The sequence below is a fragment of the Streptomyces sp. NPDC004065 genome (genome assembly GCF_044903565.1).
GTDB lineage: Bacteria > Actinomycetota > Actinomycetes > Streptomycetales > Streptomycetaceae > Streptomyces.
Map to the genome: position 1 here is coordinate 342,903 of NZ_JBJDQT010000001.1, position 24,657 is coordinate 367,559.

23 protein-coding genes are annotated in these 24,657 nt (G+C 73.3%); 10 read left to right on the plus strand and 13 right to left on the minus strand.

The features are described 5' to 3' along the window. Positions 1-4 precede the first annotated feature (4 nt). Entirely contained in the window at positions 5-883 is an 879-nt protein-coding gene (mca, locus tag ACI2LW_RS01535; protein ID WP_404729084.1) for a mycothiol conjugate amidase Mca, read from the minus strand. A 202-nt stretch (positions 884-1,085) separates the two neighbouring features. Between mca and ACI2LW_RS01540 the strand changes: the two genes are divergently transcribed. After that, a complete protein-coding gene (locus ACI2LW_RS01540; RefSeq protein ID WP_404729085.1) occupies positions 1,086-1,484 on the plus strand; it encodes a DUF4307 domain-containing protein in 399 nt (132 codons plus the stop codon). 176 nt (positions 1,485-1,660) lie between these two features. Continuing rightward, on the plus strand, positions 1,661-2,161 hold the full coding sequence (gene greA, locus ACI2LW_RS01545; RefSeq protein WP_404729086.1) for a transcription elongation factor GreA: 501 nt from the start codon (positions 1,661-1,663) through the stop codon (positions 2,159-2,161). 120 nt (positions 2,162-2,281) lie between these two features. Here greA and ACI2LW_RS01550 read toward each other — a convergent pair whose 3' ends face one another. The 3 genes from ACI2LW_RS01550 to ilvA form a co-directional block, all read right to left on the minus strand. Then, the gene (locus tag ACI2LW_RS01550; protein ID WP_404729087.1) at positions 2,282-3,139 is read right to left on the minus strand and encodes an ABC transporter permease; all 858 of its coding nucleotides are present in this window, start codon (positions 3,137-3,139) and stop codon (positions 2,282-2,284) included. Continuing rightward, complete coding sequence (locus ACI2LW_RS01555; protein WP_404729088.1) at positions 3,136-4,176, minus strand: ATP-binding cassette domain-containing protein; 1,041 nt, start codon at positions 4,174-4,176, stop codon at positions 3,136-3,138. The genes ACI2LW_RS01550 and ACI2LW_RS01555 overlap by 4 nt, the downstream gene beginning before the upstream one ends. Positions 4,177-4,498: 322 nt before the next feature. Further along, positions 4,499-5,728, minus strand: a complete 1,230-nt coding sequence (gene ilvA, locus ACI2LW_RS01560) for a threonine ammonia-lyase (RefSeq protein WP_404729089.1) — start codon at positions 5,726-5,728, stop codon at positions 4,499-4,501. Positions 5,729-5,895: 167 nt separating this feature from the next. Here ilvA and ACI2LW_RS01565 point away from each other — a divergent pair, with 167 nt between their 5' ends. The 3 genes from ACI2LW_RS01565 (at position 5,896) to ACI2LW_RS01575 (ending at position 7,460) form a co-directional block, all read left to right on the plus strand. Then, positions 5,896-6,396, plus strand: a complete 501-nt coding sequence (locus ACI2LW_RS01565) for a MarR family winged helix-turn-helix transcriptional regulator (protein ID WP_404729491.1) — start codon at positions 5,896-5,898, stop codon at positions 6,394-6,396. 277 nt (positions 6,397-6,673) lie between these two features. Further along, positions 6,674-7,177, plus strand: coding sequence for a sigma factor-like helix-turn-helix DNA-binding protein (locus ACI2LW_RS01570; protein ID WP_404729090.1), 504 nt, complete (start codon positions 6,674-6,676; stop codon positions 7,175-7,177). A gap of 34 nt (positions 7,178-7,211) precedes the next feature. Continuing rightward, positions 7,212-7,460, plus strand: coding sequence for a hypothetical protein (locus tag ACI2LW_RS01575; RefSeq protein ID WP_404729091.1), 249 nt, complete (start codon positions 7,212-7,214; stop codon positions 7,458-7,460). 36 nt (positions 7,461-7,496) lie between these two features. Here the strand turns inward: ACI2LW_RS01575 and ACI2LW_RS01580 are convergent, their stop codons facing one another. After that, the gene (locus ACI2LW_RS01580; protein WP_404729092.1) at positions 7,497-8,651 is read right to left on the minus strand and encodes a cystathionine gamma-synthase; all 1,155 of its coding nucleotides are present in this window, start codon (positions 8,649-8,651) and stop codon (positions 7,497-7,499) included. A 209-nt stretch (positions 8,652-8,860) separates the two neighbouring features. Here ACI2LW_RS01580 and ACI2LW_RS01585 point away from each other — a divergent pair, with 209 nt between their 5' ends. Next, entirely contained in the window at positions 8,861-9,979 is a 1,119-nt protein-coding gene (locus tag ACI2LW_RS01585; protein ID WP_404729093.1) for a hypothetical protein, read from the plus strand. Between the two features lie 64 nt (positions 9,980-10,043). Here ACI2LW_RS01585 and ACI2LW_RS01590 read toward each other — a convergent pair whose 3' ends face one another. Continuing rightward, positions 10,044-11,084 carry an NAD(P)-dependent alcohol dehydrogenase gene (locus ACI2LW_RS01590; protein ID WP_404729094.1) on the minus strand — a complete coding sequence of 347 codons (1,041 nt, stop codon included), beginning with the start codon at positions 11,082-11,084 and terminating at the stop codon, positions 10,044-10,046. Between the two features lie 251 nt (positions 11,085-11,335). Here ACI2LW_RS01590 and ACI2LW_RS01595 point away from each other — a divergent pair, with 251 nt between their 5' ends. Next, positions 11,336-12,232 (plus strand): helix-turn-helix domain-containing protein, encoded by an 897-nt coding sequence (locus ACI2LW_RS01595; protein ID WP_404729095.1) that lies wholly within the window; start codon positions 11,336-11,338, stop codon positions 12,230-12,232. Between the two features lie 60 nt (positions 12,233-12,292). On the opposite strand, the gene ACI2LW_RS01600 is transcribed toward ACI2LW_RS01595, so the two are convergent. Continuing rightward, entirely contained in the window at positions 12,293-13,537 is a 1,245-nt protein-coding gene (locus tag ACI2LW_RS01600; RefSeq protein ID WP_404729096.1) for an Ig-like domain-containing protein, read from the minus strand. 252 nt (positions 13,538-13,789) lie between these two features. Then, positions 13,790-14,179 (minus strand): hypothetical protein, encoded by a 390-nt coding sequence (locus tag ACI2LW_RS01605; protein ID WP_404729097.1) that lies wholly within the window; start codon positions 14,177-14,179, stop codon positions 13,790-13,792. 130 nt (positions 14,180-14,309) lie between these two features. Between ACI2LW_RS01605 and ACI2LW_RS01610 the strand changes: the two genes are divergently transcribed. After that, complete coding sequence (locus ACI2LW_RS01610; protein ID WP_404729492.1) at positions 14,310-14,723, plus strand: cell wall protein; 414 nt, start codon at positions 14,310-14,312, stop codon at positions 14,721-14,723. A gap of 111 nt (positions 14,724-14,834) precedes the next feature. Here the strand turns inward: ACI2LW_RS01610 and hutH are convergent, their stop codons facing one another. From hutH to ACI2LW_RS01625, 3 genes are all read right to left on the minus strand, one after another. Continuing rightward, positions 14,835-16,403 (minus strand): histidine ammonia-lyase, encoded by a 1,569-nt coding sequence (gene hutH / locus ACI2LW_RS01615; RefSeq protein WP_404729493.1) that lies wholly within the window; start codon positions 16,401-16,403, stop codon positions 14,835-14,837. A gap of 116 nt (positions 16,404-16,519) precedes the next feature. Further along, a complete protein-coding gene (locus ACI2LW_RS01620) occupies positions 16,520-17,671 on the minus strand; it encodes a diguanylate cyclase domain-containing protein (RefSeq protein ID WP_404729098.1) in 1,152 nt (383 codons plus the stop codon). Between the two features lie 120 nt (positions 17,672-17,791). After that, entirely contained in the window at positions 17,792-18,586 is a 795-nt protein-coding gene (locus tag ACI2LW_RS01625; RefSeq protein WP_404729099.1) for an enoyl-CoA hydratase/isomerase family protein, read from the minus strand. Between the two features lie 219 nt (positions 18,587-18,805). Here ACI2LW_RS01625 and ACI2LW_RS01630 point away from each other — a divergent pair, with 219 nt between their 5' ends. Next, positions 18,806-19,660, plus strand: coding sequence for a hypothetical protein (locus ACI2LW_RS01630; protein WP_404729100.1), 855 nt, complete (start codon positions 18,806-18,808; stop codon positions 19,658-19,660). A 1,099-nt stretch (positions 19,661-20,759) separates the two neighbouring features. On the opposite strand, the gene ACI2LW_RS01635 is transcribed toward ACI2LW_RS01630, so the two are convergent. Further along, positions 20,760-21,890, minus strand: a complete 1,131-nt coding sequence (locus tag ACI2LW_RS01635; protein ID WP_404729101.1) for an adenylate/guanylate cyclase domain-containing protein — start codon at positions 21,888-21,890, stop codon at positions 20,760-20,762. 152 nt (positions 21,891-22,042) lie between these two features. Beyond that, complete coding sequence (locus ACI2LW_RS01640; RefSeq protein ID WP_404729102.1) at positions 22,043-22,927, minus strand: biotin--[acetyl-CoA-carboxylase] ligase; 885 nt, start codon at positions 22,925-22,927, stop codon at positions 22,043-22,045. 110 nt (positions 22,928-23,037) lie between these two features. On the opposite strand from ACI2LW_RS01640, the gene ACI2LW_RS01645 reads away from it, so the two are divergent. Next, a complete protein-coding gene (locus tag ACI2LW_RS01645; protein ID WP_404729103.1) occupies positions 23,038-24,651 on the plus strand; it encodes an acyl-CoA carboxylase subunit beta in 1,614 nt (537 codons plus the stop codon). Positions 24,652-24,657: the final 6 nt, after the last annotated feature.

Below are 24,657 nucleotides of genomic sequence, written 5' to 3' on the forward strand. Positions count from 1 at the left end.
TCCCTCAGTGCTGTCGTACGCCGGCAAAGAGGTCGTCCTCGGGGAGCGAGGTGTCCACGAGGGACTTGGCGAGCTCGTACTCCTCCGTGGGCCAGACCTCCTTCTGGACCTCCATCGGCACCCGGAACCAGCCCCCGTCGGGGTCGATCTGGGTGGCGTGCGCGATCAGCGCCTTGTCGCGGATCTCGAAGAAGTCGGCGCAGGGGACGTGCGTGGTGAGCGTGCGGTCCTTGTGGCCGGACTTGTTCCACCGCTCGAGCCACTCGCCGTAGGGGGACTCCAGGCCGCGGTCCAGCAGCGCCTTGTGCAGCGCCTCGGTGCGGGGCCGGTTGAAGCCCTGGTTGTAGTACAGCTTCAGCGGCTGGTACGCCGGGCCGTACTCGTCCTCCGGGTACTTCTCGGTGTCCGCCGCGCCCTCGAAGGCCACCATCGAGATCTTGTGGGTCATGATGTGGTCGGGGTGCGGGTAGCCGCCGTTCTCGTCGTAGGTGGTGATCACCTGGGGGCGGAAGGCGCGGATCCTGCGCACCAGCTCCCCGGCCGCCTTGTCGACGTCCTCCAGGGCGAAGCAGCCCTCGGGCAGCGGTGGCAGCGGGTCGCCCTCGGGCAGCCCGGAGTCGACGAAGCCGAGCCACTCCTGCTTCACACCGAGGATCTCGCGGGCCTCGTCCATCTCCTTCTTGCGCACCTCGTGGATGTGCTCCTCGACGTACTTGTCGCCCTGGAGCTTGGGGTTGAGGATGGAGCCGCGCTCTCCGCCCGTGCAGGTCACGACCAGCACGTCCACCCCCTCGGACACGTACTTCGCCATGGTGGCCGCGCCCTTGCTCGACTCGTCGTCGGGGTGCGCGTGCACGGCCATCAGTCGCAGCTGGTCAGTCAAGGCTCAGTCCTCATGGTCAACTCGGTGCCCGGTGTCGGCGGGCTCTCATCGGGTGCCGCCCCGAGGGGACGTCGTCCCGGGGCGGCGGTCGGACGGCATGCGGGGGCTTCTATAGTGACCGAATCGGGGGGCGAATAATTCCGGGGCCCCGGCTCCGTAGCCCCCGTGGGACCCGGTCCCGCAGCTGCCCGAGAGGACGATCATGAGTACGGCGAGCACCCGGCTGCCCGAGGGCCGCTACGGCCGCTCCGCGGACGAGCGCGCCGACCGCAGGCTCAGGACCGCCGCCTTCGTGCTGGGCGCCCTGCTGCTCGGCCTGGTCGGCTACTTCGCCTACTACTACGTCGGGCAGAACGAGATCAGCGGCCAGGTGATCACCTTCCAGGCGTCGGACGACGCCGTGCGCATCCATCTGGAGGTCCGCAAGGACGCCGACGCCCACGGCTACTGCACGCTGCGTTCGCAGGCCGCGGACGGCGACGAGGTGGGCCGGGCCGACTTCCGTTTCGACCAGCGCGCCACGCGGATCGACAAGGTCCTCACGCTGCGTACGACATCGCGGGGGACGACGGCCGAGCTCGTGGGCTGCCACGCGGACTGACGCTGTGGCGTCATCCGGAATACGTAGGGGCTGACCTGCGTTGACGTAAGTCTCACGGCTTATGTCCTCCCCTCGCGGGCCCTGAATTGTTAGGCTCGTGGTTTCGCCCTTCCGTGAGGGAACATTCTTCTGGGTAGGGCGATGCTTTGTATTCCCAGTACCGACGAGGAGCACCTGTGACCCAGACCAGCGAGAACGTCACCTGGCTGACCCAGGAGGCGTACAACAAGCTCAAGGACGAGCTTGAGTACCTTACTGGTCCTGCGCGCACGGAGATCGCCGCCAAGATCGCGGCCGCGCGCGAGGAGGGCGACCTGCGCGAGAACGGCGGGTACCACGCGGCCAAGGAGGAGCAGGGCAAGCAGGAGCTCCGTGTGCGCCAGCTGACCCAGCTGCTCGAGAACGCCCAGGTCGGCGAGGCTCCGGCGTCCGCCGACGGGGCCGTGGCGCCCGGCATGGTCGTGACGATCGCCTTCGACGGTGACGAGGACGACACGCTGACCTTCCTGCTGGCCTCGCGCGAGTACGCCAGTGCCGACATCGAGACCTACTCGCCGCAGTCCCCGCTGGGCTCCGGTGTGATCGGGCACAAGGTCGGCGAGGACGCGGAGTACGAACTGCCGAACGGCAAGAAGGCCTCGGTGAAGATCCTCAAGGCCGAGCCCTACACGGGCTGAGCCCCTTCCCCTCTCTGCCGCGGAAGCCCCCGGCGCCTTCGAAGGCGCCGGGGGCTTCGCCGTGCCCGCGGGACCGGTGGGGCCCCGGGTCAGCGGGTCGGCCCGTCCGCCGTGTGCGGCTCAGGCCGCGGCCGAGCGGTACTTGCGCACCGCCAGGGTCCGGAACACCAGGATGATCAGGGCCGAGTAGATCAGCGACGCCCACACCGGGTGCTGCATGGGCCAGGCGCTGGACTGCGACTGTCCCGGGTTGGCGAACAGCACACGGCACGCCTGGACGGTGGCGCTGAACGGGTTCCACTCCGCGATGTGCCGCAGCCACGGCGTCATGTTGCTGGAGTCCACGAAGGCGTTGGAGATGAAGGTCACCGGGAACAGCCAGATGAGCCCGCCGGAGGTGGCCGCCTCCGGGGTGCGCACGGACAGGCCGATCAGGGCGCCGATCCAGGTGAAGGCGTACCCGAGCAGGAGCAGCAGGCCGAAGGCGGCCAGCACCCGGCCGGCGTTGGTGTCGCCGTCGGAGCCGACGCGCCAGCCGACCAGCAGGGCTACGACGGCGAGGACGAACAGGGTCAGCGCCGTCTGCACCAGGTCCGCGAAGGTGCGCCCGGTGAGCACCGCCCCGCGTGCCATGGGCAGGGAGCGGAAGCGGTCGATGAGGCCCTTGTGCATGTCGTCGGCGATGCCCGCACCGGAGCTGGCCGTGGCGAAGGTGACGGTCTGCGCGAAGATGCCGGCCATCAGGAAGTTCTTGTAGGCGGTGGCGTCGGTGGTGTCGCCGATCCGCATGGAGCCGCCGAACACGTAGGTGAACAGCACCACGAACATGATGGGCTGGATCAGCCCGAAGATCACCATCTCGGGGATCCGGGACATGCGGATCAGATTGCGCTGGGCGACGACCAGCGAGTCGCGGACGGACTGCGTCACGGCGTTGCCGGACGGCGTGGTGCGGGCGGTGTCGGTGGTGGCGCTCACTTGGCGGTCTCCTTCTTGCGCCTGCGGTCCTTGGCGTCGGCGCCCTTCGCGCCCTGGGCGCCGTTCGCGCCGTTCGCGCCGTTCTCCTCGGTGGCGGTCTCGGCCAGGTGGCCGGTCAGGGAGAGGAACACGTCGTCGAGGGTCGGGCGGCGCAGTCCGATGTCGTCGATCTCGATGCCCCGGGAGTCCAGCTCGCGGATGACCTCGGCCAGCAGCTTCGCGCCGCCGGTGACGGGCACGGTGAGCTTGCGGGTGTGCTCCTCGACGGTGGTGTCGCCCTTCCCGAAGCCGCGCAGGACCTCGGAGGCCGTGGCGATGTGCTCGCGCTCGTGCACGACGACCTCGACGCGCTCGCCGCCGGTGCGGGCCTTGAGCTGGTCGGAGGTGCCGCGGGCGATCACCCGGCCGTGGTCGACCACCGCGATCTCGTGCGCGAGGTGGTCGGCCTCCTCCAGGTACTGGGTGGTCAGCAGCAGGGTCGTACCGCCGGAGACGAGCTGCTTGATGACCTCCCACAGCTGCTGGCGGTTGCGCGGGTCGAGGCCGGTGGTCGGCTCGTCCATGAACATCACCGGCGGGGACACCACCAGCGCGGCCGCCAGGTCGAGCCGGCGGCGCATGCCGCCGGAGTAGGTCTTCGCGGGCCGGTCGGCGGCCTCGGTGAGGTGGAACTGCTCCAGCAGTTCCACGGCCCGGGCCTTGGCGGCGGCGGATCTCATCTGGTACAGCCGGCCGACCATCTGGAGGTTCTCCCGGCCGGTCAGGTATTCGTCGACGGCGGCGAACTGGCCGGACAGGCCGATCGACCGGCGCACCTGGTCGGGCTGCCGGAGCACGTCCAGCCCGGCGACGACGGCCTTGCCGCTGTCGGGCCGCAGCAAGGTGGTCAGACAGCGGACGGCGGTGGTCTTGCCCGCGCCGTTCGGCCCGAGCAGACCCAGCACCGTGCCCTCGGGGACATCGAGGTCGACGCCGTCCAGAGCCCTTACGTCACCGAAGGTTTTCACCAGGCCTTCGGCATAGATGGCGCCTGGCATATGAGTCTCCACGTCATCGGGGATGGTCGGAGTGGGGGATGGCCGGAAAAGCCTAGGTACTCGCGGGCCGCGGCGCCCGGGATTTTCGGTGCCGGGCAGGGCGGCGCGCGAGCCACACCGTATCGCGATGTATCGCGTGTCTCAAGGGGTTTGCCCGAACGAGTGACACGGATGGTCCGGCCCGGCCCGGGCAGGACACGCCCCGCCAGGTCCGGCCCCGCCCCCGGGCCCGTCCCCCGGTGTCCGCGGCCGTCCCGGCGGCTCAGGCGGCTCCGGCCGGGCTTCGACCGGGCTCGGCCGGGCTTCGGCCAATGACCGTGGATCAGTCGATGACCGTGTAACCGGACTCGCGCAGCGCCCGGCCGACCTCGGCGCAGTGCGCGGGGCCCTTCGTCTCCAGGTGCAGTTCCACCTCCGCCTCGGTCAGCCCGAGCCGGGGATCGGTCCGCACATGGCTGACGTCGAGGACGTTGGCGTCGGCCACCGACAGCACGCCGAGCAGGGTCGCCAGCGCGCCCGGCCGGTCCGTCAGGCGCAGCCGCACGGCCAGGTAGCGGCCCTGCGCGGCCATGCCGTGGCGCAGCACGCGCTGCAGCAGCACCGGGTCGACGTTGCCGCCGGACAGCACGGCGACGACCGGGCCCCGCAGGCCCTCGTGCCCGCTCATCAGCGCGGCGACCGGGCTCGCGCCGGCCGGCTCGACGACCAGCTTGGCCCGCTCCAGGCACAGCAGGAGCGCGGCGGACAGCTCGTCCTCGCCGACCGTGCGCACCTCGTCCACCAGCTCCCGGACGATCCCGAACGGCACGTCGCCGGGCCGTCCGACCTTGATGCCGTCGGCCATGGTGGCCGGGCTCTCGATCGCCACCGGGCGCCCGGCCGCCAGCGAGGGCGGGTACGCCGCCGAGCCGGCCGCCTGCACGCCGACGATGCGCACGTCGGGGCGCACCCCCTTGACCGCGACCGCGATGCCGGCCGCGAGTCCGCCGCCGCCGATGCCGACGACGACCGTGCGCACCTCCGGGCACTGCTCCAGGATCTCCAGACCGACCGTGCCCTGGCCCGCGATCACGTCCGGGTGGTCGAAGGGGTGGATGAACACCGCGCCGGTCTCGGCCGCGTACTCCTGCGCGGCGGCCAGCGTCTCGTCGACGACCTGGCCGTGCAGGCGTACCTCGGCGCCGTAGTCGCGGGTGGCGCTGATCTTCGGCAGCGGGGCGCCCTTCGGCATGAAGACGGTGGAGCGCACGCCGAGCAGCGACGAGGCGAGGGCGACGCCCTGCGCGTGGTTGCCGGCGCTCGCGGCCACCACCCCCGCGGCCCGCTCCTCGGGCAGCAGCCCGGCGATGCGGACGTAGGCGCCGCGCAGCTTGAACGAGCCCGTCCGCTGGAGGTTCTCGCACTTCAGGTGCACCGGCGTGCCCACCAGCTGGGACAGGTACCTGCTGCCCTCCATCGCGGTCGTCCGCGCGACTCCCGAGAGCATCTTCTGGGCGCCGCGCACGTCGTCGAGGGTGACCTGGCGCAGGGAGCGGGCGGTGCTGTGGCTCATGCGCCAAGTCTCGCAGTTCACGGCCGCCGGACGCGGCTGTGACCAAGCTCCGGGACCGGATTCCGCCGCGCCGGTACGGCCCGCGCCCCGGCCGCGTACCCTGTCCCCCAACCCAGCTGCCTTTCAGAAGTGAGCCCCCGGCCATGCCCACAACACCTGAAATGTCGATGGACATGACGACCGTCGGTGACACCGGTCTCCTCGACATCCTCCAGCACGAGGTGGCGGTGTTCGCCCGCCGTGCCGAACAGACCCGGCTCGGCGGCGTCGGGCAGGTGCGCAACTCCATGGACCGCGCCGCCTACCTGCTGCTCAACCGCCTCGACAAGGAGGGCCCGATGGGTGTCAAGGCGCTCGCCGCGAGCATGGGCATCGACTCCTCCACGGTCACCCGGCAGGTGGCCCCCCTCGTCGACACGGGCCTCGTCAAGCGGACCTCGCACCCGGAGGACGGGCGTGCCGTGGTGCTGCAGCTGTCCCCGCGCGGGCTGGCGCGGCTGGAGGAGGTGCGCCAGTCCAGGCGGCGCCTGATGGCGGAGCTGACCCGCGACTGGGAGCCGGCCGAGCGCGAGGTCTTCTGCTCCCTGCTCACCCGATTCAACCGCGCCCTCTCGGCCCGCCAGGCCGCTCAGGGCGTACTGGCGGCGGAGCCCCGCCAGGATTCGTAGCCGCCGGACCGCTCCCGGCACGGATACGTACTTGCCGGGCCGTTCCCGGCACGGATGCGCAGCCGCCGGGCCGTTCCCGGTGCGGATTCGTGCTGCCGGACCGTTCCCGGCACGGATGCGTGGCTGCTGGGCCGCTCCGGCGCCCGGGTGGCCGCACACCTCTTGACCGGCGGGGCGTGACCGGTCTCAGATGAGACCGGGTCTCGTCGCGTCCGGCCGTGCGTGGCGTACGCGTGAGGGGCCCGGTTTCCGAGGGTCGGCCTCTGCGGGAGGCGCGGTGCGAGAACGGCAGGCGTCCCGGGACGCCCGCCGGGCCCGGGAGTTCGAGTCGTTCGTCGCGGGCGCGGCCGGGCGGCTGCTGCATGCCGCCACGCTGCTCACCGCCGAGGCTCCCGGCGACAACCCCCGCGCGCGGCGGCTGCTGACCCTCGCCCTCGCGCACATGTACGCGTGCTGGGACGGGCTGCGCGGGGAGGACCCCTACGACCGGACCCGCCAGTACCTGGCCGGCCGGTACGCCAGGGAGGCGTGGCACCGGTACCGCGGCCCGGGCCGCGCCCGCCCCCGGCTGCCGGGCCCCCTGGCCGCCCTGGCGCCGCAGGAGCGGCTGGTCCTGGTCCTGCGGCTGTACGAGGGAGTCGCCGAGGAACAGGCGGCGGCGCTGCTCGGGCTGCCCGCGGAACGGGTCCGGGTCATCTGCGACCGGGCGGTCAGCGCCCTCACCCACGCGCCCGGCGGCCCCGCCCCCGTCGTGCGCGGCCCCGAGGTGGCCGCACCGTGACGCCCCGGGTGAGGACGAACGAGGGGAGGCGGCCGTGAACCGCGCGGAGAGCGAGGCGGCGGTACGGCGGATGCTGGAGCAGACGCCGCCGCAGGTGCCGCCGGAGCTGTATCCGGACGCGGTGCGGCGCGGGACACGGATGCTGCGCCGCCGTACGGCCACCCGCCGGGCCGGGTGGGTGCTCCTGTGGGCGGCGGCGGTGGCCTTCACGGTGTGGGCGCTGACCGTACGGCCCTGGGTGGAGCCGCCCTCGCAGACGACCCCGCCCGTGTCCGGCTGGTGAGGCCGCGGCCCGCCGCGCGGCCCCGCCCGGCGTCGGTCAGCCGAGGGCCTGCTGCAGGTCCTCCAGCAGGTCGTCGACGTTCTCGATGCCCACGGACAGGCGCACCAGGTCGCCCGGGACCTCGAGCGCGGAGCCGGCGGCGGAGGCGTGGGTCATCCGGCCGGGGTGCTCGATCAGGGACTCCACGCCGCCCAGGGACTCGCCGAGGGTGAACACCTTGGCGCGGTTGCAGACCTCGACGGCCGCCTCCTCGCCGCCCTGGACCCGGAAGGACACCATGCCGCCGAAGGCCCTCATCTGCTTGGCGGCGACCTCGTGACCGGGGTGGCCGGGCAGCCCCGGGTACAGGACGCTCGTCACGCGCGCGTGGCGGGTGAGCATCTCGGCGATCCGCCCGGCGTTCTCGCTGTGCCGCTCCATGCGCACGGCGAGGGTCTTGGTGCCGCGCAGCACCAGCCAGGAGTCGAAGGGCCCGGCGACCGCGCCCATGGCGTTCTGGTGGTACGCCAGCTCGTCGCCGAGGCCGGAGTCGCTCACCACCAGCGCGCCGCCGACGACGTCCGAGTGGCCGCCCATGTACTTGGTCAGCGAGTGCACGACGACGTCCGCGCCGAGCGCGAGCGGCTGCTGCAGGTACGGGGTGGCGAAGGTGTTGTCGACGACGAGCCGCGCGCCCGCGTCCCGGGCGACCTGGGCGACGGCGGCGATGTCGGTGATGCCGAGCAGCGGGTTGGAGGGGGTCTCCACCCAGACGACCTTGGTCTTCGGGGTGAGCGCGGCCCGTACGGCCGCCGGGTCGGAGGTGTCGGCGACCGACCACTCCACGCCCCAGCGGGAGACCACCTTGGCGAAGAGGCGGAACGTGCCGCCGTAGGCGTCGTTGGGGATGACCACGTGGTCGCCGGGGCTGAGCAGCGTGCGCAACAGGCAGTCCTCGGCCGCCAGTCCGGACGCGAACGCGAGGCCGCGGCGACCGCCCTCCAGGGCGGCGAGGTTCTCCTCCAGGGCGGTCCTGGTCGGGTTGGCGCTGCGGCTGTACTCGTAGCCGCCGCGCAGGCCGCCCACGCCGTCCTGCTTGTAGGTGGACACCTGGTAGATGGGCGGGACGACCGCACCGGTGAGGGGGTCGGCGGTGTTGCCCGCGTGAATCGCGAGCGTCTCGAAGTGCTGACTGATGTGCCTGTCGCTCATGGGCCCGAGGGTAGTGCGCCGGGGCCGCCGGTGCGGGACGCCGCGGTCACCGGTGCGGGACGCCGGGGCCGGGGCCGCCGTGCGCGGCCCGGCCCGCGGCCCGGCCCGCGGGGCGGACGGCGGGGCGGACGGCGGGGCGACGGCGGGGTTTTCCACAGGTGCGCGGCACCGGTTGGCCAAGTTCCGGCGTCGTCTGGTTCGCTTGTGGCATGGAGATTCTCTGGGTCCTGATGGCGCTGGTCATGCTGGGCTTCGTGCTGCTTCCGTTCCTCAGGCGCAGGCGGGGCGCGATCGAGCTGGTGCCGCCGGGGCACCCGGACGCCGCGGACCCGGCGAACTACGGGTTCGTCCGGGAGGAGGAGCTCGACATCCGCATGCCCGGGCCCGACCAGGACCTCATGGACGTCCTGGACCTGGTGCAGCGCACCCAGGACTACCGCGCGGCCTCCCAGCTCCTCGCGGGCACGGAGACGGAGGGCGAGCTGCGCTGGCAGCGGGTGCAGGCGTTCGCCGGCGCGGCGGCGCTGGAGCTCCAGCAGCGTCCGGGCGGGGTGCACGAGACGCCCGGCGGGCAGTGGCTGAGGGTGTGGCGGGCCGAGGCGCCCAAGGACGCGGGCGGCGCGGCGGTGCACGCCGAGTTCCTGGTGCAGCAGGCGTGGCGGACGTCCACGCCGGGGACGGACGAGTTCCGGATCATCATGGAGGAGGCGCGTCAGGCGTGCGGCCAGGCCGCGCTGCTGGCTCCGGGCGACCCCGTCCCGTACATCGTCGAGCTGGCGGTGGCGCGCGGACTGGGTGACTCCCAGGCGGAGTTCGAGAAGCTGTGGCTGAAGATCCTGGACCGGGCGCCGGCCCACATGGGGGCGCATCTGGCGGCCCTGCACTACTGGTGCGAGAAGTGGCACGGCTCGCGGAAGCTGGCGATGGAGTTCGCCGAGGCCGCGGCGGCCCGCGCGCCGCACGGTTCACTGCTGGCGGCCCTGCCCCTGTTCGCGGTCTTCGAGCACCTGCCCGAGGTGAACCTGGTCAGCGGCTTCTACCAGAGCGAGGTCGTCACCAAGGCGGTCCACGGGGCGCTGCACGCGGTGCACGCGGCCCGTCCCGACGATCCGGTGCTGCCGCACGTGCGCCACATGCTGGTCTTCTTCCTGGTCCGCTCCGAGCGCTGGGCGGAGGCCATGGACCAGCTGATACACGTCGACGGCCATGTCGGGGCCCTGCCCTGGACGCTGTCCGCGGACCCGGCGGCGGAGTTCGCCGTGCACCGCGCCCTGGCGGTCGCGGGCTACGAGGCGAACGGCGGCAGCCCGGCGACCCTGGCGGGCTGACCGGGCGCGGCGGGCCGCCGCGCCCGCTGCCGGACTCGCCGTGCCCGGCCGCCGGCGCCGACCGTCAGATCGTCGCCGTGTCGATGACGAAGCGGTAGCGGACGTCGCCGGCGACGACCCGCTCGTAGGCCTCGTTGATCCGGTCGGCGCTGATCAGCTCGATCTCGGCGCCGAGGCCGTGCTCGGCGCAGAAGTCCAGCATCTCCTGGGTCTCGGGGATGCCGCCGATGTTGGAGCTGGTCAGGCTGCGGCGGTTGCCGAAGACCGACGACAGGTCGATCGTGACCGGCTCCTCGGGCAGGCCCACGTTGACCATCGCGCCGCCGGTGCGCAGCAGGGACAGGTACGCGCCGAAGTCCAGCGGGGCCGAGACGGTGTTCAGGACGATGTCGAAGGTGCCGGCGAGGTCCTCGAAGGTCTTCGGGTCGTTGGTGGCGCGGTAGTCGTCGGCGCCCAGCTTGAGGCCGTCGTCCTTCTTGCGCAGGGTCTGCGACAGCACGGTGACCTCGGCGCCGAGGGCGTGGGCGATCTTGACGCCCATGTGGCCGAGGCCGCCGAGGCCCACCACGGCGACCTTCTTGCCCGGGCCGGCGTTCCAGTACCTCAGCGGGGAGTACGTCGTGATGCCGGCGCACAGCAGCGGCGCGGCCACGTCCAGCGGCAGGCCGTCGGGGATGCGGACGACGAAGTTCTCGTCGACCACGATCTTCTGCGAGTAGCCGCCGTAGGTGGGCTGCCCGTCCTTGCCCACGGCGTTGTACGTCCACACGGGGCGGCGCACGCAGAACTGCTGCAGGCCCGCCCGGCAGTTGTCGCACTCACGGCAGGAGTCGACCATGCAGCCGACGCCCACGCGGTCCCCGACGGCGTACTGGGTGACGCCCGGTCCCACCTCGGAGACCACGCCGGCGATCTCGTGGCCGGGGACCATCGGGAAGAGGGCCTTGCCCCAGCCCTCACGGGCCTGGTGGATGTCCGAGTGGCAGATGCCGGCGAACTTGATGTCGATCAGCACGTCGAACTCGCCGACCTCGCGGCGTTCGATGGTGGTGCGCTCCAGCGGAGCCTTGGCGGCGGGTGCGGCGTATGCGGCAACGGTGGTCATGCCGTGGTCTCCGGATTCCTTCGGCGTTCGTGGCGCGCCGGCCGGCCCATGGCGTGTGCCGGTGGCCGGGCGCGCCGGTGCGGGGTGTCGTTCTTCGGTGGTTGTCCGCGCCCGGTCCGGCCGGCGGCCGGGCGCTCTTCCAGCGTGCCCGCCACGGAGCGATTCACCCAGGTCACGCCTGTGCGTACGCTCGCTGTTCCTACCACTGGCAAGGTCAGCCTGCGCGGCGTACGACCGGGGATACTGGACATATGGACGAACTGCCCGAGGCCGGCGCGGGGCTGGACCGCCGTGCCGAGCTCAGCGAGTTCCTGCGCACCCGCAGGGCCCGGCTGCGGCCCGAGGACGTCGGCCTGACGCACTACGGACGGCAGCGCCGGGTCCCGGGACTGCGCCGCGAGGAGCTGGCCCAGCTCGCCGGGGTCTCGGTGGCGTACTACACGCGCCTGGAGCAGGGCAACGGGCGCAATGTCTCGGCGGAGATCCTGGACTCCATCGCCCGCGCGCTGCGGCTGAGCGACGCCGAGCACGCGCACCTGCTCCACCTGGTGCGGCCCAAGCACAAGAAGAAGCAGGCGGTGCGCACGCAGCAGGTGCGGTCGTCGCTGCGGCAGCTGCTGGACACCATGGACGGGGTCCCGGCCTATGTGGTGGGCCGGCGCGCCGAGGTGCTGGCGTGGAACCGGATGGCGGCCGCGGTCTTCGGCGACTGGTCCCGGATGCCGGCGCAGGAGCGGAACTGGGCGCGGATGGTGTTCCTGGACACCGCCTCCCAGGACCTGTTCGTCGACTGGGAGCAGAAGGCGATCGACGTCGTGTCCGCCCTGCGGCTGGAGGCCGGCTGCTACCCGGACGACCCCCGGCTGTCGGCGCTGGTGGGCGAGCTCTCGGTCAAGAGCGAGGACTTCCGCCGGCTGTGGGCCACCCACGACGTCAAGGAGCGCACGCACGGCCTGAAGCGGCTGCGCCATCCCCTGGTCGGTGAACTGGAGCTGCTGTACGAGTCGTTCCGGCTCGCGGGCGACGCCGACCAGTCCCTGGTCGTCTACCACGCCGAGCCCGGCTCCCCCTCGGCGGAGGCGCTGCGTCTGCTGGCCAGCTGGGGCGCCGACGCCACCCGGGCGGGCACGGGCACCGGCGGGGGCTGACCGCCGCACACACCGGTGCCGCCCCGAGGGGCGGCACCGGCGCGCAAGGGTGAGGGGGCGTCAGACGGCCGAGCCGGCCTTCCACTGCGCCCAGCTCATGTTCCAGCCGTTGAGACCGTTGTCCGGGGTGACGGTCCTGTCCCCGGTGTTGGAGACGACCACGACGTCACCGATCAGCGAGTGGCTGAAGAACCACGCGGCCGGCGTGCTCGGGTCGTTCGCACCCTTCTTGTCCCGCAGGCCGACACAGCCGTGGCTGGTGTTGACGTTGCCGAAGACGGACGGCGCGCCCCAGTAGTTGCCGTGGATGAACGTGCCGGACGTGGTCAGGCGCATGGCGTGCGGCACGTCCTTGATGTCGTACTCGCCCTTGCCGTCGTCGTCCTTGAAGCCGACGGTGGCACCGTTCATCCGGGTCTGGGTGAACTTCTCCGAGATGACCATCTGGCCCTGGTACGTGGTGTGGTCGGGGGCGCCCGCGGAGATCGGGATGGTCTTGACGGTCCGGCCGTCCTGCGTGACCTTCATCTGCTTGGTCTTCGCGTCGACGTAGGAGACCTGGTTGCGGCCGATGTGGAAGGTGACCGTCTTCTGCTGCACGCCGTACACGCCGCTCGCGCCCTCGACGCCGTCGAGGTTCAGCTTCAGCGTGACGGTGGAGTTCTCCTTCCAGTACTGCTCGGGCCGGAAGTCCAGGCGGTTGGCGCCGAACCAGTGGCCGACGACCTCCTGGCCGCTGGAGGAGGTGACGGTGATGCCCTTCTGGACGGCCGCCTTGTTGGTGATCGCCTTGTCGAAGTTGATCGAGACGGGCATGCCCACGCCGACCGTCTTGCCGTTGTCGGGGGTGAAGGAGCCGATGAAGCTGTGGGCCGGGGCGACCGTGGTGAAGGAGGCGTTCTCGTGGGCGGCGCGGCCCTTGGCGTCCGCGGCGGTGGCGGCGACCTTGTAGGTGGTGGCGCGCTCCAGCTGGACGGTGGGCTTCCAGCTCTTCTTGTCGGCGGATATCTGCCCGCTGACCGCCTTGCCGTCGGCCGTGGTCATGGTGACCTCGGTCAGGGTGCCCTTGGACACGGTGACGGTGGCGGAGTTGTTGATGGAGGCGTTGTCGGTGCCGTCCCCCGGCGTGATCTTGATCTGGGCCTGCGAGGACTCCTGGGCGGCGGCCTTGTCGGCCTTCGCCTGCGAGGTGTCGTCGCCGCCGCCGGCCGCGTCGCTGCTGCCGGAACAGGCCGAGAGCACCAGTACACCGCCGAGCAGTACGGACGCGGACATCAGGCGCCTGCGCCGCTTACTGTTCGTCATCACACGCTTCTCCATGATTGCCGAAACCCCAAACCCTCGTCCCCCGTCACGAATCATCAACGCTACGACCGTCTCGTCCCCCTCCCCATGGCGTTCGGGTGTGGGACTCACCACGTGCACCGGCTCCCGGGAGCCGCCCGCGCCGGGCCGTGCGGCCGGGTGCGGGCGGTGCGGATGCGGTGCTCGCGTCGGATGAGACGACGAAACCCCGGACGGCGGTTGCCGCCCGGGGCGGCGACGACCCGGGTGGCGTCAGCGGGGGTGCCGGCGGTACTCGGCGCCGTCCACTTCCCCGCCGTCCTCGGCTTCGTAGTCCTCGTCGACATCATCCTCGTCGAACTCCCAGTCCGGTGAGGCGGGGTCGTATCCGATGCGCTCGCTGGACCAGGACGCCTGTTGCAGCTCCACCCCCGGCACCTCGCTCACCAGTACGAACGGATCGACCAGGAACGCCAGGGCTTCCGCGGTGTCCTCCGTCACAGCACTCTCGGCGTGTACCCGCTCCTCGGCCGTCATGTCCCCCGCCGCCACGGATTCGGCGATACGGCGCAGGGCGGCCCGGGTGATGGCGTCCTCGTCGTCGACTTCCACGACGAGCTCGGCGCGAAGCCGCACAAAACGTGATGTCTCCGGTGTACTCATGCGGGGAGCGTACGGTTCAAACCTCCTGTGACTTTCCCGTGACCCGCGATTTTCACTAACATCGCCCCACACGGCCAATTCGCCAGCGCCACAAGGGGATCGATATTCCGTGTCAACCGCTCGCCGCACGTTGCTGACCGCCACCGCCGCGGGCACCCTGCTGGGCGCCCTGTGGTTCGTCCCCTCCGCGAACGCGACGGTGGACGCCCCGGCGAGAGCGGCCGGTTCGGCGCAGCGCACGGCCGAGGTCACGGAGCAGGGACGGGCGGCCACCACGGCCGAGCGGGCCGGCGGGGTGCGCGAACAGGGCCCGGACGCACGGGAAGGGGACCCGCGGGAGACGGCCGGGCAAGGTGCGGCCGGGCAGGATTCGGCAGTGCAGGACGCGGCCGGCGGGGCCCGGGCCGCCGGCGGGAGCGGCACCGAACTCGCCGACACCGGCAGCGTCGACACCACGCCCTACGTCGTCGGCGGCACGCTCTTCCTCGGGCTCGGCGCCGGGTTCGTGGTGTACTCGGTCCGCCGCGAACGTCTCGGCTTCTGACGCACCGGCACCGGACGGCCGCCGCCCGGACCTTGGGAGCCGGCCGCGTGCGACTCGACGGAACGGAAGGGGGCCCCGCCGGACGGCGGGGCCCCCTCCCGTCTCAGCGGCTCACCGCAGCGGGCCGGTGACGGTCTCGGCGGCCGCGACGAGCCGGCCCTCGCGCACGAAGGCCTCCGCGGCGGCGAGGTCGGGCGCCAGGAACCGGTCCGGACCGGGCCCCTGGACACCCGCCCCGCGCACGGCGTCGATGACCGCCCGGCTCGCCGGGGCCGGGGTGAGCCCCTCGCGCAGTTCGACGGCGCGCGTGGCGGCGTAGAGCTCGATGGCCAGGATCCGGGTCAGGTTGTCGACGGCGGTGCGCAGCTTGCGCGCGGCCGACCAGCCCATGGAGACGTGGTCCTCCTGCATCGCGGAGGACGGGATGGAGTCGGCGGACGCGGGCACGGCGAGCCGCTTCATCTCGCTGACCAGGGCGGCCTGCGTGTACTGGGCGATCATCAGCCCGGAGTCCACACCGGCGTCGTCGGCGAGGAACGGCGGCAGGCCGTGGCTGCGGTTCTTGTCCAGCAGCCGGTCGGTGCGGCGTTCGGCGATGGAGCCGAGGTCGGCGGCGGCGATGGCGAGGAAGTCCAGGACGTAGGCGACGGGGGCGCCGTGGAAGTTGCCGTTGGACTCCACCCGTCCGCCCCGCGGGCCGAACGCCCCTGACGGGTCGTCGGGCAGCACGACGGGGTTGTCGACGGCCGCGGCCAGCTCCCGCTCGGCGACCAGGCGGGCGTGCGCGAGGGTGTCCCGGCCGGCACCGGCGACCTGCGGGGCGCACCGCACCGAGTAGGCGTCCTGCACGCGCGGGGCGTCGTCCTGGTGGTGGCCGGTGAGCCCGGAGCCCTTCAGCACGGCCAGCATGTTGGCGGCGGAGGCGCCCTGGCCCGGGTGCGGGCGGATGGCGTGCAGCTCGGGCGCGAGCACCTTGTCCGTGCCGAGCAGCGCCTCCAGGCTGAGGGCGGCGGTGATGTCGGCGGACTTGTAGAGGGTGTCGAGGTCGGCGAGCGCCATGATCAGCATGCCGAGCATGCCGTCGGTGCCGTTGAGCAGCGCCAGGCCCTCCTTCTCGCGCAGCTCGACGGGGTGGATGCCGTGCTCGGCGAGCAGTTCCCCGGCGGGGCGTACGACGCCGTCCGGGCCCTCCGCGTCGCCCTCGCCCATCAGGGCGAGCGCGCAGTGGGAGAGCGGGGCGAGGTCGCCGGAGCAGCCGAGGGAGCCGTACTCGTGCACGACCGGGGTGATCCCGGCGTTGAGGACGTCGGCCATGGTCCGCGCGACCTCGGGGCGGACGCCGGTGTGCCCGGAGCAGAGGGTCTTCAGCCGGAGGAACATCAGCGCCCGCACCACCTCGCGCTCGACCCGCGGGCCCATGCCGGCGGCGTGCGAGCGGACGATGTTGCGCTGCAGCTGGGTGCGCAGCTCCTGGCCGATGTGCCGGGTCGCCAGGGCCCCGAAGCCGGTGCTGACGCCGTAGACGGGTTCGGGCTTGGCCGCGAGCGCGTCCACGATCTCCCGGGCCGCCGCGAGGGCCGCCACCGCCTCCCCGGAGAGCTCGACGCGTGCGCCGTCGCGCGCCACGGCGAGAACGTCGGACGCGGTGACACCCGACGTCCCCACCACCACAGTGTGCATATCCATATTCAGGAGCGTACGCAGTGAATGCGACGGTGTCACTAGTGGGGACCAGGAGTGACCCTTACCTCGCCCGCCGCGCCCGGCCCGGCGCTCCGTCAGGGCCTGGCGCCCCGTCAGGGCCTGCGGCCGCGGAAACGGCGCCGCTCCGGCCGGGACTGCGGGGCGGGCGGGGGCTCGTCGGCGAGGCGGACGACCGGGTCCTCGGGCCCTTCCCGGCCGGCGACGACCGGCTGGTCCGCGCGCAGGGCCTTCGCCCGGTACTGGGCGGCGTCGGCCAGCCGGAACAGCCGGCGGGCCGAGCGCACCGGCCCGATGGCGAACTCGGTGGAGGCGACCCCGCAGGACACGCCCTGCCCCAGCTCCAGCTCGGCCGCCCGCCGGCACAGCTCGCCGGCCGCCTTTTCCACCTCGTCGGCGGACGGCCCCACCGCGAGCAGGCAGAACTCGTCGCCGCCGAGCCGGGCCACCAGCGCGCCGGGCACCATGGCCCCGCACAGCGACAGCACCGAGCCGAACCGCTCGAGCAGCCGGTCGCCGACGGCGTGGCCATGGGTGTCGTTGACCTGCTTGAGCCCGTTCAGGTCGCACACCACGAGGCTGACCACGGCCCCGTCCCTGCGGTGCCGTTCGATCGCCTCCTCCAGCCGTACGTCGACGGCGCGGCGGTTGGCCAGTCCGGTGAGCGCGTCGGTGAAGGCCAGCCTGCGGGCCTCCTCGAGGCGCTCGGTCTGGGCCAGCCCGGCGGCGACCACGGCGGCCAGCACGGTGGCGAAGTCGGCGTCGGAGCGGTCGAAGAGGGCGGCGCCGGCCGCGCGGGCGACGTAGAGCTCGCCCCAGGCGCGCCCGTGCTGCACGATCGGCGCCACCACGCAGCAGCCGCGCCCACGCCGGCGCAGGGCCGCGACCCGCTGGTGGCAGTAGCCGGGCCGGCCGGCGGAGGGGCCCTCGGCGGTCTCCACCCAGGCGTCGGGCTCCCCGCCGGAGGCCCACCGCTCGTGCAGGAACTCGGTGATCTCCGGGAACTGGTGCACGGGGTAGGTCTCGTCCTCCGGGAACTCCTCCTCCTCGGGGGCGCGCTCGCCCACGTTCACCAGGACCCGCAGCCGGCCGCCCTCGCGCTCCCACACCGACAGCGCGGCGAAGTTCCCCTCCAGCGCCCGGCAGGCGCCGAGCGCCGCCGCGTGCCATGACTCGCGCGGGGTGTGCGCCGCGGCCATCCCCTGCGCCAGTGCCACGACGGCCGCGAGCCGCCTGTTCTCACCCATCACCCCAGGCTAGGGACATTCCGCTGGAACCGGGACATTGGTGGGCCCGACGGTGGACGAGCCTCCCGGCCCGGGCCCCGCGGGAAGGCGGCCGGGCCGGTGCTCAGCCGGTGCGGTCGCTCACTCGCCCGGCCAGTGGGGTGCGCGCTTCTCGTTGAAGGCGGCGACGCCCTCCGCGCGGTCGCCGGAGAACGCCACCGAGCGCCAGGCCGCGTCCTCGACCTCCAGTCCGGCCCGCAGGTCCAGCCCGTGCCCGAGCCGCAGCGCCCGCTTGGCCGCGCGCAGGCCGACCGGGGAGTTGGCCGCCATCCGGGAGGCCAGCTCCAGCGCCTCCGCCCGGTCCCGGCCCTCGTCCACCAGCCGGTCCACCAGGCCCAGCTCATGCGCCTCGGCGGCCTCCAGGCGCCGTGCCGTGAAGATCAGCTCGGCCGCCCGGGCCGCGCCCACCCGCCGGGGCAGCAACTGGGTGCCGCCCCCGCCGGGGATCACGCCCACCGACACCTCCGGCAGGCCCACCACGGCCGTGCGGTCGGCCACGATCACATCGCAGGACAGCGCGAGCTCGAACCCCCCGCCGAGCGCGAAGCCGTGCACCGCGGCGATCGTCGGCATGGGCAGCTCCAGCACGCCGGTGTACGCCCCGCGCGCGACCGGCCGCTGCCGGACCAGGTCGGCGTCGCTGAAGGAGTTGCGCTCCTTCAGGTCGGCCCCGACGCAGAACGCCCGTTCGTGCGAGGACGTCACGACGACCACCCGCGCGTCCCGGTCGGCGGCCAGCGCCGCGCAGGCCCCGGCGATCGACCGGGCCATGTCCGTCGACACGGCGTTCATGGCCTTGGGCCGGTCCAGGACCAGCTCCGCGACGTACTCGTGCCGCCGTACCAGCACGAAGTCCCCGAACCGCTCCTCGCTCATGACACCCTCCGGTTAACGCGGGTTAACAACATCCGCCCCGATCATCGCAGCCCCGCCCGCCCGGGGAAAGAGCGGCCGGGCGCACTGCGCCGCCGCTGTCGAGACCCGGCACCCCGTTCGAGTGACATCCCGGGCTACTCCCGCCGGACCGCCGGGAGGAGCGCCTAACGTGCTCGGCCACGGCGCATCGGGGGCGCCGGCCCATCCGGGAGGACTGCGATGACGACGGACACGACCACGGTGGGGGACACCGGGGCCGGCGCCACCGGCGACGACACGGCCCGCATAACCGCCACGGCCCCGGTGCAGGCGCGCGGGGTCCTCTCCCCGGCCGCACCGCGCCGCCCGGCCCGGACGATCGGGGCCCGCGGCAGGCACCGCAGGCCCCGGCCCCGCAAGGTGCTCATGGCGGCCGGGGGGCTGGCGCTCGCCGCCGGCGTGTTCGGACTCGTACGGCTGGCACCGCAGTACGTGGACGGGGGAGCCGACAGCGCTCAGGCCGGGCCGCACTCCGGGCCGGAGCCGGCCCCGGCGGACGGCGCCTCGGCCCCGGCCGGGGCAGCTCCGGCCGTCCGGCCCTCGGCGACCGTCCCCCTGGGCGGTTCCGGCGCCCCGTCCGCCTCCGGCACGGGCGCCGCACCGGCGTCGTCGCCGTCCGCCGCGTCGGCCGTGCCGCCCGCCGCCCTGCCGGACGGCACGGGCTCCACGACGGTCCCGACCGCCGTCACCGGGGCCACCGCCCCGGCCGGGGACCGGGCCCCGCAGTCCGCCGGCGGGTCCCGGACGGGCGGCACCGGGCACTCGGCCCCCGCCCCCGGCTCGCACCCGGGACACGGGACGCGCACTCCCTCCCCGTCCTCCGGCGGCACCTCAGGCGGTCCGTCCGGCGGCGGGAACGGCGGCTCGGCCGGCGGCTCCTCCGGCGGCTCCTCCGGCGGCTCGTCCGGGGGCGGGACCGGCGGTTCGTCCGGGGGCTCCTCCGGTGGCTCGTCGGGCGGCTCCTCGGGCGGCGGGAACGGCCTGTGCCTGCCGATCGTCGGGCTGTGCGTCACGACCCAGAGCGGGAGCCACTGAGCCGGACGGACTCCCGGCGAAGCCACGGGCCCGCCGGCTGCGAACCGCCGGGAGGCGACTCCCGGGTGGGACACGAGCCCACGGCCGCACGCGCGGGCCCGGCAGCGCACGCGTACGGGCTCGACGGCCTACGCGTGCGCGAGCCCCGCAACGCACGGGCGTGCGCAAGCCCGACGGCATACGCGAGCGCGAGCCCGAGGCGAGCGCGTGCGCGGCCCGACGCCGTACTGCGCGCGCCCCGCCACGTACGCGAGCGAGCCCGACGCTGTACGCGCGCGCCCGACGGCGTACTGCGCGGCCCCCCACGTACGCGAGCGCGCGCCCGACGGCGAGCGCATGCGCGGCCCGACGGCATACGCGAGCGCGAGCCCGCCGCCGAACGCGCGCGGGCCCGGCGGCGTACGCGTCCGCGGCCCGACGGCATACTGCGCGCGCCCCGCCAGGTACGCGAGCGCGAACCTGACGGCGTACGCGAGTGCGGCCCGACGGCGAGCGCGTGCCTCGCCACGCACGCATGCGCGCGCCCGACGGCATACGCGAGCGCGAGCCCGACGGCGAGCGCGTGCGCGGCCCGACGGCGTACTGCGGGTGCCCCGCCACGTACGCGAGCGCGAGCCCGACGGCATACGCGAGCGCGGCCCGACGCCGTACTGCGCGCGCCCCGCCACGTACGCGAGCCCGCCGCCGAACGCGCGCGGGCCCGGCGGCGTACGCGTCCGCGGCCCGACGGCATACTGCGCGCGCCCCGCCACGTACGCGAGCGCGAACCTGACGGCGTACGCGAGTGCGGCCCGACGGCGAGCGCGTGCCTCGCCACGCACGCATGCGCGAGCCCGACGGCATACGCGAGCGCTAGCCCGCCGCCGTACGCGTGCGGGCCCGACGCCGTACGTCTGCACGCGCCCGACGGCGTACAGGTACGCGCGCCCGACACCGTACGTCTACGCGCGCCCGACGCCCGTACGTCTACGCGGGCCCGGCGCCGTACGCGCGCGCCCGACGGCGTACACGTACGCGTGCCCCACGCCATACGTCTACGCGCGCCTGACGCCGCACGCGCGCGAGCCCGGCGCCGTACACATACGCGCGCCCGGCCGCGTCAGGAGGCGTCGTCGGCCCGCCGTGTGAGCAGCCAGGGCTCGACCACGCCGAGGCCGCGCACCGGCCGCTGCCACATCGGCTGGAGCGCGAAGCGGTACGCCGGCGGCTCCTCGCCCTCCTTCTCCGCGGCGGCCGCGGCCTCGGCGGCCTCCGCCTCGGAGGCGGGGGCCTCGCCCGTGCGGATCAGCTCCTCGGCGAAGGCGCTGTCGACGAGGACCGCGTCCCGCGGCGCTATGGAGGTCAGCCGGGAGGCGAGGTTCACGGTCGTGCCGAAGACATCGCCCATCCGGGTGGTCACCGTGCCGAACGCCATGCCCACGCGCAGCTCGGGCATCGTCTCGTCGTTCGCCATCGTCTCGACCAGGCGCAGCGCGATGTCCGCGGCCGTGCCGGCGTCGTCGGCGGCGTAGAGCACCTCGTCGCCGAGCGTCTTGATCAGCCGGCCGCCGCGCGCGGCCACCAGGTCCGCCGCGGTGGTCTCGAAGGCCTCGACGAGCTCGCCGAGCTCCTCCTCCTCCATCCGCCGGGTCAGCCGGGTGAAGCCGACCAGGTCCGCGAAGCCGACGGCCAGCCGCCGGTCGACCATCTCCTCGTCGTCGGCTGCCTGGACGACGCGCCCGGCGGAGGCGGCGAGCTGGCGGCGCCAGACGTAGACGAGGAACTCCTCGAGCTCGGGCAGCAGCAGCTCGACGATGGGGTACGTCACCTCGGTGCGCGTCATGCCCGGCTCGGGCGGCTCGGTCAGCCCCTCCAGGAAGGAGTCGATCTGCCACTCGGCCAGCCGGGCGGTGGTCTGCCCGGTGGAGCGGGCCACCTGCACGGCCATGGCCTCGCTGAGCAGCCCCGCCTCGACCAGACCGGCCAGCCGTCGCAGGGCCAGCACGTCGGCCTCGGTCAGGGCCTTGGCCTGCCCTATGTCGGCGAAGCCCATGGCCCGCCAGAAGCGCGAGGCCAGTTCCATGGAGACGCCGGCGCTGCGGGCGGCCTGGAAGGGGGTGTAGCGGCGCTCCGCACCCAGGATGAGCTGCTCCAGACGCAGGGCGAGCGGGTCTTCGCCGGATTCGGCCGCGGCCTCCGGGTCCACCCGGCCGTCCGCGTCCGCGCCGGAGCCCGTGTCGTCGACGGTCACGCCTGCTGCCCTTCCGATCTGCCACGGTCAGGTATCGACCGGCCTCAACTCTACGGCAGGTGTGCGCCAGCTCACTCCGTCAGGGCGCGCCCGGGAATCGGCTGAGCTGGGTTTCCCCGCCGGGGAGGTACGCGGCGGCGGGGAGGAGGTGTTCACGCGGGGCGCAGATGCACGATGTCGCCCGCGCCCACCGGCTCGCGCACGCCCTCCCGGGTGGCGATGACCAGCCGGCCGTCGCCGTCCACGGCGAGCGCCTCCCCCACCACCGAGCGGTCCCCCGGCAGCTCCGCGCGGACCTGGCGGCCCAGGGTCGCGCAGCCCGCCGCGTAGGTCTCCTGCAATCCGCTCGTGGCCGGATCGCCGCCCGCCGCGCGCCAGCGGCCGTACCAGTCGGACAGGGACCGCAGGACCGCCCGCAGCAGCGTGTCGCGGTCCGTGCTCACGGCCCCGGCCAGGGCCAGCGAGCCGGCCTGCGGCACCGGCAGTTCCGCCTCCCGCAGGGTGACGTTGACGCCGACGCCGATGACGACACCGTCGTCGCCGGCCCGCTCCGCGAGGATGCCGCCGGCCTTGCGCTCCTCACCGCCGACGGTGACCAGCAGGTCGTTCGGCCACTTGAGGGAGGTGTCCACCCCGGCGGCGCGGGCCAGCCCCGTCGCCACCGCGACGCCCGTCAGCAGCGGCAGCCAGCCCCAGCGGGCGATCGGCACCTCGCCCGGCGTCAGCAGCACCGAGAAGAACAGCCCGGAGCGGGGCGGGGCGGTCCACCGGCGGTCCAGGCGGCCCCGGCCGGCGGTCTGCTCCTCGGCGACGAGGACGGCGCCCTCCGTCGCGCGGCCCTCGGCGGCCCGGGACACCAGGTCGGAGTTGGTGGACCCGGTGGACTGCACCACCTCCACCCCGGACCACAGCTGCCCCTCGCGCACCAGTGCGCGGCGCAGCGCGGCGGCGTTCAGGGGCGGGCGGTCGAGGTCGGACCAGCGGCTGCCGCCGGAGGGATCGCCGGGCCGGTCGTCTGCTGCATCTCTGGGCGTCATGCAAGCCACCCTAGGTGTGGCAAACGCCGCACTGCCGATCCCGAGGGCCACCACTACGCTACGGATGAGTAACCGTCCCCCCTTTTGAGCAGGCAGGGAGCCACATCCCGATGTCCGAGCCGGAAGAGCGTCACGAGATCCAAGGGATCGACATCCACACGACCGCGGGCAAGCTCGCGGATCTGCAGCACCGTATCGAGGAAGCGACGCACGCCGGCTCCGCACGCGCCGTGGAGAAGCAGCACGCCAAGGGCAAACTGACGGCCCGTGAGCGCATCGAACTGCTTCTGGACGAGGGGTCGTTCGTGGAGCTGGACGAGTTCGCCCGGCACCGCTCCACCAACTTCGGCCTGGAGCGCAACCGCCCGTACGGGGACGGCGTGGTGACCGGCTACGGGACCGTCGACGGCCGCCCGGTCGCGGTGTTCTCGCAGGACTTCACCGTCTTCGGCGGGGCGCTGGGCGAGGTCTACGGGCAGAAGATCGTCAAGGTGATGGACTTCGCCCTGAAGACCGGCTGCCCGGTCATCGGCATCAACGACTCCGGCGGCGCCCGCATCCAGGAGGGCGTGGCCTCCCTCGGGGCGTACGGCGAGATCTTCCGCCGCAACACCCACGCCTCGGGTGTGATCCCGCAGATCAGCCTGGTCGTGGGCCCGTGCGCGGGCGGCGCGGTGTACTCCCCCGCCATCACCGACTTCACGATCATGGTCGACCAGACCTCGCACATGTTCATCACCGGCCCCGACGTCATCAAGACGGTCACCGGCGAGGACGTGGGCTTCGAGGAGCTGGGCGGCGCCCGCACCCACAACTCGGCCTCGGGCGTGGCGCACCACATGGCCGGGGACGAGAAGGACGCCATCGAGTACGTCAAGCAGCTGCTGTCGTACCTGCCGTCGAACAACCTCTCCGAGGCGCCGGCCTTCCCCGAGGAGGCGGACCTGTCCGTCACCGGCGAGGACCTGGAGCTGGACACGCTGGTCCCGGACAGCGCCAACCAGCCGTACGACATGCACACGGTGATCGAGCACATCGTGGACGACGCCGAGTTCTTCGAGACCCAGCCGCTGTTCGCGCCGAACATCCTGACCGGGTTCGGGCGGGTCGAGGGGCACCCGGTCGGCATCGTCGCCAACCAGCCGATGCAGTTCGCCGGCTGTCTGGACATCGACGCCTCCGAGAAGGCCGCCCGCTTCGTGCGCACCTGCGACGCCTTCAACATCCCGGTGCTGACCTTCGTGGACGTCCCCGGCTTCCTGCCGGGCGTGGACCAGGAGCACGACGGCATCATCCGGCGCGGCGCCAAGCTGATCTTCGCCTACGCCGAGGCGACGGTCCCGCTGATCACGGTGATCACCCGCAAGGCGTTCGGCGGCGCCTACGACGTCATGGGCTCCAAGCACCTGGGCGCCGACCTCAACCTCGCCTGGCCGACCGCGCAGATCGCCGTCATGGGCGCCCAGGGCGCGGTCAACATCCTGCACCGCCGCACCCTGGCGGAGGCCGAGGCGGGCGGCGAGGACGTCGAGGCGGTGCGCGCGCGGCTGATCCAGGAGTACGAGGACACCCTCCTCAACCCCTACGTCGCGGCCGAGCGCGGCTACATCGACGCCGTGATCATGCCCTCCGACACCCGTGCCCATGTCGTGCGCGGCCTGCGTCAGCTGCGCACCAAGCGGGAATCCCTGCCCCCGAAGAAGCACGGCAACATCCCCCTGTAGGCATTC